Consider the following 13,152-nt stretch of genomic DNA (forward strand, 5'->3'; position numbering starts at 1 on the left):
GCTCTACCTCCCGGAGTTCACCATGCGCATCCGCTATCTGACTTTCGTCGCCACGCTGGCCGTCTGCACGACCACCTCCGCCGTTCCGCCGGTTGAAAGCTTCCAGCTGTTCACCGGCTTCCCCGGCGATGCAAAAGGACAATGGGCCGTCGATGTCGATACCAGCCGTCCGGGCATCGAAACGCTGGCCATTTCGCTCGCCTGCTCGGCTTCATCCACGGATGCCAACGGTTATTTCAAGGTGAGCACGACACTGAAATTCAAACTGTTTTCCGCCGACGGAACAAGCACAGTGCTGAGCCCCGCCAACCTCAAGGCGACGACCGGCAAAGTGCCGGATTTCCGGCTCTCTCAGTTCCAGTGCGGAGGTACTTCGGCCACGTCATACGGCAGCATCTCCGCCCACACCAACCCCGACATGCCGCGCGGCGTGCCGGCGACCGTCTCAAACTACGGCGCTTGCGCCCCGGCTCAGACCTTCGAAGCGGAAAACGTGCTCTGCGATGAATTCCCCAATTGGGGATTCGGGATGGGCATCGCAAAAGCAGGCGGCACTCAGGTTCTCGTCGCCGGCACCATGGCAGATGTGTCCTACAAGATCAGTGGGCACGGCGACGTCGATGCGTCCGGCTTCGTGATCACCGCCTACTCACTGACCGACAGCAGCAGGATCTGGAACAAGACATACCCCGGAACCGACGCCGACGGTTTTTGGCTCTATCCCGAGTTCTCGCTGGTCGGCGACTTTCTCAACAGCGATGGCAATGACGAGATCAGGCTCGCCTACCAAAGCGATGACCACTGGAAATATGGTTACCTGAACCCAGTGGACGGCAAGACACTGGCAACAGCGGTTATCGCATCGCCTTGACTTCGAGACCGGCAATCCAACGAGAGCACGAAGCGCTTAGTGCCTCGGTTGCCAAGTATGGTCACGAAGGCGCCCGCGGAGTTTTGCGACTGGCAAGGCGCGACGACGAGGCATAGCCCCGCTATGGCGAGGAGACGCAACGCCGCCAGGCGCGGAAATCCGCCGCGGATTCGTGATCGTACTTGGGAAGCGAGGCACTTAGTTCGTCGGCTGGTTTTTCCAGTCTTGTCGCCCATGCCAGACGCGCAGAATTTCGAGAACCTGTCCCTTGATTCGATACACGATCAGGTAAGGAGTGCTGGTAACCACCCATTCGCGCGTTCCGGGGGCTTCGCCGGGACGGCCCATCTGTGGATTCTCTGTGAGCGTCTGAGCCGCGTCACTGATGCGCTGGGGCACCGTCTGGGCGATGGGGACGTTGTCTTGAGCGATGTAGTGCTGCGCTTCTTGGAAATCCCGGAGTGCCCGGCGGGTCCATTTGAGCCTCAAGCCTTGACGCCCCACTGGGCAAAGGCGGCGCGAACTTCCTCGTCCGAAGCAAAGTCGCCCCGATCGGCTTCGGCGATGCCCTCCTCTACCGCCTTGCGGAAGCGCGCCTTCTCGATCACGTCTTCCCAACTCGCATTGTCGGGTAGCTGGTCGATCAGTGCGTGGGCTTCCTGCTTGAGCGTTGATGCAGTGTTGGTCATGTCGGGGTTCCTCCAAAAGCGGCTTTCAGTTTAGCCGCTCACGGCCCGGAAAGCGCCGATCCCGCGCGGCAAAATGTCCCCGCCGTCAATGAGAGCTGCCGGAACGGGGGAAGACGTGTCAGCTACATTCAGCACTTTTAGCCGGGAAATAAGGCGGGCTACGTTCGCTTTTCCTTTTCGCGGCCTCATCGGATGGACCGGCCAATGTCCGAGGCAGCATCACGCTGCGCCCGCCAGCAGACTTTCATAAGGGATGCGCAAGCCGTCATGGAGCTGCTTGATCATCCGCAGGCTCAGGGGACGCTTGCGGTTGAGCACTTCAGAGACTCTGCCGCTGGGGCCGATGTAAGGCTCCAGGTCGCGCGGGGTGAGCCCCTGTTGCTCCATCCTGAATTTGATGGCGTCAATCGGGTCTGGTGGATCGATGGCGTAGTGCTTGTTCTCATACGCTTCGATCAAGGTCACCAGCACGTCCCTATCGTCGGCTTGGCGAGTACCTTCAGCGGCTTGATAGATACCTTCAAGACGGCGAAAAGCCGTACGCAGGTCTGTGTCGGTGCGGATGGGCTTAATAGTCATTGACGGTCTCCACGTTGATCTTGTCGTACTGCGCATGAGTCCCGATGAACTTCACCCAGGCAATACCGGCTTGATATTGCATTTCTACAACCAGACGGTACTTGTTGCCGCCGATGTTGAAAACTACGCGGTTACGGCCGCAGATGCTCGCGTTGGCGTACTGATCCTTGACGGCCTGGGGTGACGCCCAGATAGCCTTGATGGCCTCCTCATGCCAACTTTCGAGTGGTCCGCGCGCATCGCGATAGGTGGGGCGTTCCCGAAATCTCTTCAGCGTGCTTTTCGCGATGACTCGCACGAAACGAATTGCCTCCCAATTTGGGAGAATTGTAGCCGCTTGAGGCCCGATCGATCAACCAGCGCCGTTACCGATGCCGACTCAGCCAATTAAAGGAGCCGCACCGCGACGCCGTCGAAGAAACTCTTCACCTCATACGCTTCGATCAAGGTCAACGCACCGAGGTTTCCAGGGCGCAGATCGAATCCAATGCGGCCCCTGGATGCGATGAAGCTGCATCGAGTCTGCCTGCAGGTTGGACATCGTTCCGCGGATCGTATTACGATTCTTTTATCGATCACCTGATGCTGCCTGCCATGGACGCCGTGACCATTTCTCCCAAGTTCCAGGTCGTGATTCCGCTGGCCGTGCGGCAGGCCTTGGGACTAAAGCCGGGCGTGAAGATGCAGGTGGTGCATTACCAGGATCGCGTGGAGTTCATTCCAGTTCGGCCAGCCAAGACGCTGCGCGGTTCGCTGCGCGGCATCAGCACCGACGTTGCGCGAGATAGCGATCGCATATGAATGTGGTGGACTCGTCCGCCTGGCTGGAATATTTCGCCGACGCGCCGAACGCCAAGCACTTTGCGGCCGTCATCGAGAAACCCGCGGCACTGCTGGTGCCCTCGATCACGCTGCTGGAAGTGTTCAAGCGTGTCGTGCAGCAGCGCGACGAGAGCGCGGCACTGCAGTGCGTAGCGGTGATGCAGCAATCAGAGGTGGTGGACCTCGACGCCGCGCTGTCCTTGAATGCGGCCGCTCTTGGTCTGCGCCACAAGCTGCCGCTGGCGGACAGCATCGTTTACGCGACCGCGCGAAGCCACAACGCCATCGTGTGGACGCAGGACGCCGACTTTGATGGCCTGGCCGGTGTGCAGTACTTCGCCAAGAAAGCGTGAGCGGAGACACTCGGCGTCGAGCCGCATGGGGTGTTGATAAGCGCGGAGTCGCTCTTGCACCTCCGCATCAAGTTGCCTCGCGGCAACACGCTTGCATGGCTTCGGCAAGCTTGTCGAGCCGGTCCCTGGTTTCGTCTTCGAGGCGGATCGTCATCGTGATGAACAGCGGGCGACTCACTCCGAGTCGCCCGCTGCCCACAACTATGGATAAGAGCCCTTCAGGCTCACGCCCGAATACGCGGCATATCCGCGCAGCATGACGTAGTAGTACCCCGCCTGCGTGGACGCCACCGTGCAGGTTTCCGCATTGCCGCTGGTATACGGCCGGCAATCGTAGGTGCTGCTCGTCGGCTTGGAGCCGAAACGGGTGTACAGGTCGGCGTCACCGGTGCCGCCGCTGGTCGCGATCGTCAGCTTCTTGCCGGCCGGTGTCTGGATCTTCCAGTACTGGGCGCTGCCCGAGGCTCCCGACGCCGTTACCGCGACGCCGTTCACCAGCACCGTCACGCCGTCGGTGGCGGGGCCGGTAGAAGTGCCGGTGAGCGTCACGCCGCTGTAAGCCGTATAGGCGCGGACCATCACGTAGTAGGTACCCGCGGCCGGCGAGGTGAAGGTGCAGGTCTCGGTATTGCCGGTCACATACGGCCGGCAGTTATAGCTGCTCAGCGTCGGCTGCGAACCGAGGTTGGTATACAGGTCGGCATCGCCGGTACCGCCGGCGATCTTGATCGTCAACGAGGACTGGCCAGCCGGAACCACGAGGCTGAAATACTTCTGGCCGCCGATGACATCGCTGAGTCCGGTGACGGGCACGCCGTTGCTCAGCACCACGTCCCCAGTGCCGCCACCGCCACCGCCGCTGCCGGGGGTCGCGACCGCAACGCCGACCGCCTGCCAGGCATTGGCCACCGAGGTCTGGTCCGCGAGCGAATAGCCGAGATCCTGCGCTGCCTGCACGGTGGCATTGGCCGCACCCAGGAAGTTGGAGTTCGAAGTCAGGTTATTGATCTGTGCCTGGTAGAAGATGCGGATCGCTTTTTCCATGCCGACGCCGGTTACCTGGACGCTCGACTTACCCCGCGGATGCGTGCCGCCCTGCGACAGCAGGTAGAACGCGAGGTTGGCGATGCCGGAGCTGTAATGCACGTCGACATTGCCGACGCTGCTGGTCCAGTAGTCCTTGGACACGCCGTCCGCAGCCGGATCGTTCATGTAGCGCAGCGCCGGCGGCAGCACGTCTTCGCCCACCTCCCAGGTCTCGGCTGACACTGCGAGCGTGCCGGTCTTGCCGCCGTCGACCCAGGCCTCGGTGAACGCGCCGAAGATGTCGGAAATCGCTTCGTTCAGGCCGCCGGACTCGCCACTGTAGACCAGCGCCGATTCGTTCTCGGTGACGCCATGCGTGAGCTCATGCGCAGTGACGTCGACGGCGCGGTCCAGCGGATAGCAGCCCTGGCTGGCATTGCCATCTCCGTAGACCATCTGCGTGGAGTTCCAGAACGCGTTGCAGTAGTTGCTGCTGTAGTGGACGCTGCTGATCAGCGTCGCGCCGGCGTTGTTGTAGGAATCGCGGCTCCAGAACGCCTGGTAGGCTTCGTAGGTATCACCGGTGTAGTCGTAGGCATCGTTGACGTCTACGTCGCTGGTTGCCGCCTGGCCTTCGGAGCGCTTCAGCGTGCCGGGGAGCGTGGTGACGTTGTTCGCGCTGTAGGCCTTGCGGCTCTCGGCGAAAAAGATCTGCGGATGCACGCCGACGATCCTGCCGGTGTCGGCGTCCACGTAAACCTTGTCACGCACCGGGTCAGTTCCGCGCTCGCCGCTGACGATGATCTCGTAGGCCTTGAACGCCTCCGCTTCCGGCGAGATGAAATAAACCAGACGGCTGGGCGCGGCCTGCATGCCCAGGTAGCGCGGATCGGCGTCGACCACCGCCAGAGCGGCGCTCTCGCCGATGTCCCTCGAGCCGAGGCTGCTCGACAGCCCGCCCCTGGCAGTGCCATTGAGCGCGTAGATGCTGCCCTTGCGGTCGACGTGGACGACAAGTTCGCCGCCGACAACGGCCAGGCCGTTGAAGCTCTGGTCGTAACGCAGATGCTGGTTGCCTGCATCGTCGGTGTTGGACTTGCGCAGCCGCAAGTCGGCCGTCTTCAGGCGGAACGCGGCGAGCGCCGGGCCCATCTCCGAGCGCGGAACGCGCTCGGCCAAAAGGCCGGAAACGCGGCCAAGATCACCGCGCACGAATACCGGAAGACCGTCACGTCCGGTCTGCACGATCTCGGCCCCGGGCAGAGCGGCAAGGGCGCGCACGACGTCCGCCGGAACCTCTTTTTGCAAGGCCGCCGATGCGGCGAAGCCGGCCTCCGCCGAAGGCCCCGATGCCGGCGGACGCGCAGCGGATGCGGGTCCGGCCATGGTCATTGCCGCCACGCCGGCGGCCAGCGTGCAATGCACGAACTTTGCGATCAATTGTTTCACGAGCAATACCTCAGGCAGATGTCCGCGAGCACGGACTACCCTGCTAAAGACGCGAAACGGCGTCGAAGGCGCTCATGAATCGGGGGAGGAACTGTGAACCGGCGCACAGCAGGGATGTGTCGGCGGGCTATCCGCTTCAGCAGACGAGCCGCGATCAATGCAGTGCTTGTTGCTGAGATCATCCCAAACGCGGAAACGCCAAGTGCGAGGCTGCTCTTGCCACCGCATGGAGTCAGCCTGCGGCAGCACGCTGAAAATGAGCTTCTATGGCGGCGGAGTTGAGCCCTAGCGGCGCCGCCCGGCCGGGATGCAAGGTTTCCATTTGCAGATGGATCATGTCCGCAACCACCGTTCGGTCATCGATGGGGATGGAGTCCGGCAAGGACGCATTCCGATCTGCGTGGCCGAGGATGATGTCTTTCAGCCGCTCGCGCACGAAGCCCTGGTAGCGGATTTCCACCGCCATCTGCTCGGGCGATTTCGGCCTGTATCCGGCGCTGGTTCCGGCGCTGGTCCTGTAGACGTCGGCGCTGGCCGGATAAGCATCAGGGTCTGACGCGGAATCTTCCGCCCGTCCCGGGGCGGGATATCGCCAGCGCCCTTGTTCGGGCTTCTGGCGAAGTAGTTCAGTATGTGCTGATCAAGGCCTTGCATGAGTCATAGTCTAATTAGTTTATCCGTTGTTAAACAATGAGATAATTGTCTATCACTGAGGCATTACCCCTAGGAATGAGGCAAGCCGTGGGGCATGTGCATCGTCGCCACACTGCCTTGGGCGCAATCGGCTATCGCCTCAGCTCGACGCGCCGATGGCCAGACCCATAGTGAGCGCCAAGTGTCGGCGTACCCGATCCATCACGGCAGCGTCGACCTTGCCGCGCGGCCAGAGGGTTGGAGTCCTTTGCGTCCGATCCGGAATCAGGAAGCGTCTGATCCGGATTGCAGGGGCGTCCATTTCGGAATCGGCCGTAGCGGCGCCGGCAAGAAACGCCAGCCGATGGAGCCCCAGCGTAGCGGCATGCGATCATGGGCCGCATGAGTCTTCTTCCCCTGTTTGCCACCTGCCCGCGTGGCGTCGAGCCGCTGCTCGCCACCGAACTCACCGCGCTGGGCGCCAGCGACTGCCGCGAGCGCAAGGGCGGCATCGCCTTCAGCGGCGATCTGAACGCGGCCTATCGCGCCTGCCTGTGGTCGCGGCTGGCCAATCGCATCCTGATGCCGCTGAACAGCTTTCCGCTTGCCGATTCCGACGCTTTGTATGAGGGCGCCAAGGCGATCGACTGGCCCGGTCTGTTCGCGTTGGAGCGCACCTTCGCGATCGAGGTCGCCGGCCATTCACCAGCCGTCACCCACACCCATTACGCCGGCCTGAAGGTCAAGGACGCGATCGCCGACCGTTTCCGCGAACGCCATGGCGAGCGCCCGAACGTGGATACCGACGCGCCCGACATCCGCATTCACGTGCATCTGGAGCGCTCCCAGGCGACCTTGAGCCTGGACCTGTCCGGCGAGAGCCTGCACAAGCGCGGCTACCGCGTCGCCGGTGGCGAGGCGCCGCTGAAAGAGAACCTGGCGGCCGCGATCCTGATCCGCTCGGGCTGGGCCGAGATTGCCGCGGCCGGCGGCGCACTGCTCGACCCGATGTGCGGCTCCGGCACCTTGCTGATCGAGGGCGCGATGATCGCGGCCGACATCGCGCCGGGCCTGAAGCGCGCGAAATACGGCTTCGAGGCCTGGAGCGGCCATGACGCGGCGCTGTGGCAGACGATCCGCGCCGAGGCCTCGGGCCGCAAGTCCGCCGGCCTGGCCCGGCTGCCGGCGATCGTCGGCAGCGACATCGACGACAACGCGCTGCGTTCGGCGCATCTGAACGCCGATCGCGCCGGTCTGCTCGGCCCGATCCGCTTCGAGCAGCGCGACGCACTGGAAGCGCGGCCGATCGCCGCCACCGGCCTGGTCGCGACCAACCCGCCGTATGGCGAACGCCTGGGCAGCGAGAGTGAAATCATCAAGCTGTATTCGCTGTTCGGCGCGACGCTGAAGCATTATTTCGCCGGCTGGCGCGCGACCGTGTTCACCAGCCGCCCCGACCTGAGCCCGCGCCTGGGCCTGCGTGCCTCGCAGATGCACACGCTGTTCAACGGCGCGATCGAGTGCAAGCTGCTGCAGTTCGAGATGGCCACGCGCGTCGTGCCAACCGGCATGGACGCCCAGCCGCCGACGATCACCGGCGGCGAAGATTTCGCGAACCGCCTGCGCAAGAGCCTCAAGCACCTGGGCAAGTGGGCCAAGCGCGGCGGCATCCACAACTACCGCGTCTACGACGCCGACCTGCCCGACTACGCGCTGGCGATCGATCTCTATGAAGTTGGAAATGGGACGCCCGATCTGCACGTGCACGTGCAGGAATACGCGGCGCCCGACACGATCGACCCGATCAAGGCCGAGCGCCGTCTGCGCGAGGCGCTGGCACAGCTGCAGGCGATCCTTGCGGTGCCGGCCTCGCGCATCCATTACAAGCTGCGCAAGAGTCAGAAAGGCAGCGCGCAGTATCAGAAGCAGGACGAGAGCCGCGAGTTCATGAGCGTGGTCGAGCACGGCTGCAAGCTGTGGGTGAACTTCGAGGACTATCTCGATACCGGTCTATTTCTCGACCATCGGCCGATGCGGCTGCGGATTCAGAAAGAATGCGAAGACAAGCGTTTCCTCAACCTGTTCTGCTACACCGGCAGCGCCACCGTGCACGCGGCCAAGGGCGGCGCCTCGCATACGACTTCGGTCGATCTGTCGAAAACCTACCTGGACTGGGCCGACCGCAATCTGCTGCTCAACGGCTTCGACACGCGCGGCCCCTGGAACACCCACCAGCTGATCCGCGCAGATGCGATGGCCTGGCTCGCTGAACAAGCAGGTGATCCGCGCGCGCCGCGCTACGACCTGATCTTCTGCGATCCGCCGACGTTCTCGAACTCCAAGAGCATGGAAGGCGTGCTCGACACCCAGGCCGATCACGCCGGCATGATCCGCAACGCGGTCGCGCTGCTGGCGCCGGCCGGCAAGCTGTACTTCTCGACCAACCGCCGCCGCTTCAAGCTGGACGAAGCCTTGAGCACCGAGTTCAAGGTCAACGAAATCACCGCGCAGACCCTGGACGAGGACTTCAAGCGCCCGCCGCCCTCGCACCGCAGCTGGAGCATCGAGCGGAGCTAGGGCGGCGAAACTAGATGCAGATGAGTCAAGTTTCCTCGTAGGGCGGGTCTTGACCCGCCGCTTGTCGTGACCCGCCGCTTTCAAACGGCGGGTCGCGACCCGCCCTACGCCGGCTTCTTCTTCGGAACCTTGTTCAGCTGTTCGATCGACTCGATCGGGCAGGTGGTGGGCGGCGGCGCGCCGCCGGGCGCTTTCAGCTTCACGGAATCGTGACGGGTGAGCCGGCTGACCGTCGTCGTGAAGCCGATGTCCTCGGCAGTGGATAAATCCCAGCAGTCGGTCATCAACGACAGCAGGTAATACCGCGACGCGCCGGCGCTCAGGATCAGATGCCGCCGGTCGACCGAATTCCAGCCATCGATCCGGTAGTCGGGTATCGAGTCCACCGCCGTGCCGCGCTGGTAGCCCCGCTCGAGGAGCCTGGCGTCCAGCGCCGCCTTGTCGGCGGGCGGCATCTGCGCGGCAATCGCAGCTCCCGTCATCGCCGACAGCACGGCAGCGGCGGCCCACAGCTTTCTGGTCTTCATCGCAGGACTCCGGAACAGGCGGCGGCGCCGCTCTGGCCGGTTGGCAGTCGGCAACGGCACAAGTTCCCGATGCTGCCCGATTTTGTATCGCATGAGCTGTTTTTCTCCCGAAGGCCAGCCAATGTCCGGTTCGGCGGCACGCCGGCGCGCACGCAGGATTACCGTCATCCAGTGTGAGCCGGCTCACAAAAGACTCCCTGTTGCGTGAGCCCCTTTCTCCCCGGTTCACGTCCTCCACAGCACTACGGACGATTCCGCAAGCGATCAGGGCGCCCGATGTCCGGTTCCGGATCGCAATCTCGTTCTTGACCATAAGCAGCCAGGCAGGCAGCGGGTGAGAAGCGGAGACGTCGTGGCTGGGGTGCGAGCCGATCGTCGATCGGCCGGCACTACGACGCCGGACGGCATCAGGGATGAAGCGGGGAACATGGATGAAAACCAGCACACAGCAGTCGTGGTCTACGACACGCCGAGCGAACAGCACGTCGATCACTGGATCGATCACTGGATCGTATAGCCGGACGGCCACGCTACAACCGGGCCCTGGCATCACCGCCGGCGGCAAACCGGTCCGCAACACCTGGAGTCCGCAAGCCTCGACGGCTTCGCAGTATCTGCCGCCGCGCGCGCGCGGCTCTGCAGGCAAGCCCGAGCGCACCGCGCAATCTCGGCTGCGGCTACACCCGCTCTCGCTGCCGCGTGAAGTGCTGCTGGCGCCGGTGCCCGCGCTGCTCGCTGCGGCCGCGCTGAGCCTGTGGATCAGCCTGCACGCAGCCGATCCGATCGGCGAAACCTCGCAAAAGGCCCGTCTGCTGGCCGCGCAGGCGGCACCGCTGGTGGCCGAGTCGCTGGCCGGGCACGACCTTGCCGCGGTCGCCAAGATCATCCGCTCGCTGAATCGCGAGCCGGAATCGGTGCAACTGCGCGTGACCCAGGCCGATGGCCGCATCGCAGCCGAGGACGGGCAGCTGATACGGCATGGCCAGCCGATCGACGAGGCGCATCGCGTCGGTGTCGACAAGCCGATCTTCGACGAGCGCCAGCCGAAGCGCGCGATCGGCAACGTGCAGGTCGACATGGCCTTGCCGGCCGAGACCGCGCAGGCGCGACGCATGCCGCTGATGCTGGCGGCCGTCACCGGTCTGCTGGTCGGCCTGTCGCTGCTGGCCGGCGCCTGGCTGGCGCGGCGGCGCAGTGCGCCGGTGCGGGTGCTCGCCAGCGCCATGCAGCGGCTCAGCGAGGGCCAGCTCGACGTCGACATCGCCGTCACCGAGGAGGGAGAGCTCGGCCGGCTGCAGCGCGGCCTCAATGCCACCGCGCTCACGCTGCGCGGCGGCCTCGGCCAGCTCGACCAGCAGATCCGCCGCGCGACCACGCTGCTGGCGCGCAAGAATGCCGAACTGGAAGCCGCCAACGTCGCCAAGACCCGTTTCCTGGCGGCTGCCAGCCACGATCTGCGGCAGCCGCTGCATGCGCTGAACCTGTTTACGGCGAACCTGCGCGAAGGCGAACACGATGCCGCGCGCCTGCAACGCATCGGCCACGTCCAGGAATGCGTCGAGTCGCTGGACCGCCTGTTCACCGGCCTGCTCGACGTGTCGCGCCTCGACGCCGGCGCCGAGCGCCCGGTCGAGACCTGCTTTGCGCTGGACGCGCTGTTCGTCGAAGTCAGCCAGAACTTCCGCTCGCTTGCCGAGGAGCGCGGCCTGCGGCTGATCGTGCGCCAGACGCCGCTGTGGATACGCGCCGACCGCGGCATGCTCGCGCGCGTGCTGAACAACCTGGTCTGCAACGCGATCCGCTACACGCCCAGCGGCGGCGTGCTGCTGGGCGCACGCCTGCGCGGCCAGCAGGTGCGCATCGACGTCTGGGACACCGGCGTCGGCATCGCTACTGAGCATCAGATGCAGATCTTCGACGAGTTCGTGCGCTTTGCCGACTGCAGCGGCGACCGTGGCCTCGGCCTCGGCCTGGCGACGGTCAAACGACTATGCAGTCTGATGAAGGCGCCGCTGGATTTCCGCTCGATCCCAGGTTCGGGCACCGCATTCAATCTGCTATTGCCGCGCGCCGACATCGGCCGCGCGGCATCACGCAGCCTGACGCTCCCCGGCGAGATTCACGGACTGCGCGTGCTGGTGATCGACGACGAAACCACGATACTCGAAGGCACTCAGGCGCTGCTGCAAAGCTGGGGCTGCGACACGCTCGTCGCCGAATCGCTGGAAGATGCGCAGCGGCGCATCGCCGACAGCGGCTTCGTGCCGGACCTGGTGATATCCGATCTGCGCCTGCGCAAGAACCAGAACGGCATCGATGCGATCCACGCGATTCGCGCCAACTCCATCGGCCGTGAGCCGGCCGCGCTGCTGATCACCGGAGAAACCTGCCCGATCCGGGCCAAGGAAGCCGCGCAGCTGAAACTGCCGCTGCTGTGCAAGCCGGTCGCACCGGCGGCGCTGAAGAAAGCGATCGCCGCGACGATGCTTCAGCACGCCAACCCGTAGGTCGGCAATCCCTTGCCGACGTGTACGCTCGATGCGCAAACAAGGCCTCACGTCGGCAAAGGATTGCCGACCTACGCCGATATCGCCGGTACGCGGGCTTACTTGACCTGATACGCCTGCGTGGTCAGCTGCAAGGTCGCGTCGAACTGCACTTTCTCGCGATCCGGCCCCAGATTCAGCAGCGCTTCGACCTTGAAGCGCAGCGCCTTGTCGTTGGGCTGCGGCGGGTCGAGCGACACGCGCACGCGCGTCAAACGGCCCTCGTGCAGCGCAACCGTCTGCTCGATCGAGCGGCGGATGCGGTCACGGTCGCTGGGGCTCAGCAGGCTATACGAAGAGAAATCCGGAATGCCGAAAGTCAGCGAGGATTTTCGGCATTCCGGGAAGCTTTCCGGGATCATTCTCGATCCCTCGGAGCGGGTGTTGAGCAGCGCCTCGAGATCGCGCGACACCGAATCGCGGAACTCATGCACCGAGGGATTGCGCCGCAACTCGGCGTCACCCCCTGCCAGACGGTCAATCAGACTGAACATGTTCTATCGCGTGTATCCCGGGCCTGTATCCCGCCGACCGCCCCATTCAGAACCATCCATCAGAACCAGCCATAACTGAAGGATGTCCTGCACGAGCCGGGAGTGGCCGCGGCAGGCAGCAGCGCGGAAGCCGTGATGGAGATGTCCTTGCTGCCCCAGGGATTGTTCACCCAGATACAGCCCCCGCCGATGCTGTCGTCGGCGCCTTCGATCACCACCGCGTGCCCGCCGGACGTGCCTGGCGAATTCGTCCAGGGCAGTCCGTTGGTGACGGTGTGGAAATAGATCAGCGGACCATATTGATCGAGCAGGGTGAGGATGTTGCCTAGCGTCACCGGTTGATCGCTGTCCACCGGATAGAAGCTGTAAGCCTGCATCGGCCCCTGCACAGCGCCGGGCACCGGATTGGCGATGCTCGAATTGGAGGGATCGAAGCCGCCGGTGTACTTGCCGATACCCACCGATGAGCCGGTCAAAAAGGATTCGACCATCGCCATCGACGCAACCCAGCAGATCGGGTTGGCCGATAGAGCCGATGATTGGGCCACCAATGGAACGTCGTAGTAAATTTGCATGGGCCATGTCT

At 64.0% G+C, this 13,152-nt stretch carries 14 protein-coding genes; 5 read left to right on the forward strand and 9 right to left on the reverse strand.

All coding sequences use genetic code 11. From position 1 onward, the window contains the following. The first annotated feature begins 22 nt into the window (after window positions 1–22). Complete coding sequence (locus JWQ90_RS03230; protein WP_299689312.1) at window positions 23–871, forward strand: hypothetical protein; 849 nt, start codon at window positions 23–25, stop codon at window positions 869–871. A gap of 198 nt (window positions 872–1,069) precedes the next feature. Here JWQ90_RS03230 and JWQ90_RS03235 read toward each other — a convergent pair whose 3' ends face one another. The 4 genes from JWQ90_RS03235 to JWQ90_RS03250 all read right to left on the reverse strand — a co-directional run bounded on the left by JWQ90_RS03235 (window position 1,070) and on the right by JWQ90_RS03250 (window position 2,437). Next, window positions 1,070–1,360 (reverse strand): type II toxin-antitoxin system RelE/ParE family toxin, encoded by a 291-nt coding sequence (locus JWQ90_RS03235; protein ID WP_299689315.1) that lies wholly within the window; start codon window positions 1,358–1,360, stop codon window positions 1,070–1,072. Next, on the reverse strand, window positions 1,357–1,560 hold the full coding sequence (locus JWQ90_RS03240; RefSeq protein WP_299689318.1) for a hypothetical protein: 204 nt from the start codon (window positions 1,558–1,560) through the stop codon (window positions 1,357–1,359). Before JWQ90_RS03240 ends, JWQ90_RS03235 begins: the two co-directional genes overlap by 4 nt. A 219-nt stretch (window positions 1,561–1,779) precedes the next feature. Beyond that, a complete protein-coding gene (locus tag JWQ90_RS03245; protein ID WP_299689320.1) occupies window positions 1,780–2,139 on the reverse strand; it encodes a transcriptional regulator in 360 nt (119 codons plus the stop codon). Then, on the reverse strand, window positions 2,129–2,437 hold the full coding sequence (locus JWQ90_RS03250) for a type II toxin-antitoxin system HigB family toxin (RefSeq protein ID WP_299689323.1): 309 nt from the start codon (window positions 2,435–2,437) through the stop codon (window positions 2,129–2,131). Before JWQ90_RS03250 ends, JWQ90_RS03245 begins: the two co-directional genes overlap by 11 nt. 296 nt (window positions 2,438–2,733) lie before the next feature. On the opposite strand from JWQ90_RS03250, the gene JWQ90_RS03255 reads away from it, so the two are divergent. Continuing rightward, window positions 2,734–2,940 (forward strand): AbrB/MazE/SpoVT family DNA-binding domain-containing protein, encoded by a 207-nt coding sequence (locus tag JWQ90_RS03255; protein ID WP_366919422.1) that lies wholly within the window; start codon window positions 2,734–2,736, stop codon window positions 2,938–2,940. Next, window positions 2,937–3,314, forward strand: a complete 378-nt coding sequence (locus JWQ90_RS03260) for a type II toxin-antitoxin system VapC family toxin (protein WP_299689329.1) — start codon at window positions 2,937–2,939, stop codon at window positions 3,312–3,314. Before JWQ90_RS03255 ends, JWQ90_RS03260 begins: the two co-directional genes overlap by 4 nt. A 201-nt stretch (window positions 3,315–3,515) precedes the next feature. On the opposite strand, the gene JWQ90_RS03265 is transcribed toward JWQ90_RS03260, so the two are convergent. Next, the gene (locus tag JWQ90_RS03265) at window positions 3,516–5,789 is read right to left on the reverse strand and encodes a M4 family metallopeptidase (protein WP_299689332.1); all 2,274 of its coding nucleotides are present in this window, start codon (window positions 5,787–5,789) and stop codon (window positions 3,516–3,518) included. A 232-nt stretch (window positions 5,790–6,021) separates the two neighbouring features. Beyond that, entirely contained in the window at window positions 6,022–6,249 is a 228-nt protein-coding gene (locus JWQ90_RS03270; RefSeq protein WP_299689335.1) for a hypothetical protein, read from the reverse strand. A 575-nt stretch (window positions 6,250–6,824) separates the two neighbouring features. On the opposite strand from JWQ90_RS03270, the gene rlmKL reads away from it, so the two are divergent. After that, window positions 6,825–8,999, forward strand: a complete 2,175-nt coding sequence (gene rlmKL / locus JWQ90_RS03275) for a bifunctional 23S rRNA (guanine(2069)-N(7))-methyltransferase RlmK/23S rRNA (guanine(2445)-N(2))-methyltransferase RlmL (RefSeq protein ID WP_299689338.1) — start codon at window positions 6,825–6,827, stop codon at window positions 8,997–8,999. A gap of 104 nt (window positions 9,000–9,103) precedes the next feature. Here the strand turns inward: rlmKL and JWQ90_RS03280 are convergent, their stop codons facing one another. Then, window positions 9,104–9,694, reverse strand: coding sequence for a DUF6491 family protein (locus JWQ90_RS03280; RefSeq protein ID WP_299689340.1), 591 nt, complete (start codon window positions 9,692–9,694; stop codon window positions 9,104–9,106). A 263-nt stretch (window positions 9,695–9,957) separates the two neighbouring features. On the opposite strand from JWQ90_RS03280, the gene JWQ90_RS03285 reads away from it, so the two are divergent. Next, window positions 9,958–12,033 carry a hybrid sensor histidine kinase/response regulator gene (locus JWQ90_RS03285; RefSeq protein WP_299689343.1) on the forward strand — a complete coding sequence of 692 codons (2,076 nt, stop codon included), beginning with the start codon at window positions 9,958–9,960 and terminating at the stop codon, window positions 12,031–12,033. Between the two features lie 98 nt (window positions 12,034–12,131). On the opposite strand, the gene tssE is transcribed toward JWQ90_RS03285, so the two are convergent. Together tssE and JWQ90_RS03295 are read right to left on the reverse strand one after the other, a co-directional pair. Then, window positions 12,132–12,566, reverse strand: a complete 435-nt coding sequence (tssE, locus tag JWQ90_RS03290; RefSeq protein WP_299689346.1) for a type VI secretion system baseplate subunit TssE — start codon at window positions 12,564–12,566, stop codon at window positions 12,132–12,134. A gap of 59 nt (window positions 12,567–12,625) precedes the next feature. Beyond that, on the reverse strand, window positions 12,626–13,141 hold the full coding sequence (locus tag JWQ90_RS03295; RefSeq protein ID WP_299689348.1) for a papain-like cysteine protease family protein: 516 nt from the start codon (window positions 13,139–13,141) through the stop codon (window positions 12,626–12,628). Window positions 13,142–13,152: the final 11 nt, after the last annotated feature.

Source organism: Hydrocarboniphaga sp., assembly GCF_028291725.1.
Lineage (GTDB): Bacteria > Pseudomonadota > Gammaproteobacteria > Nevskiales > Nevskiaceae > Hydrocarboniphaga.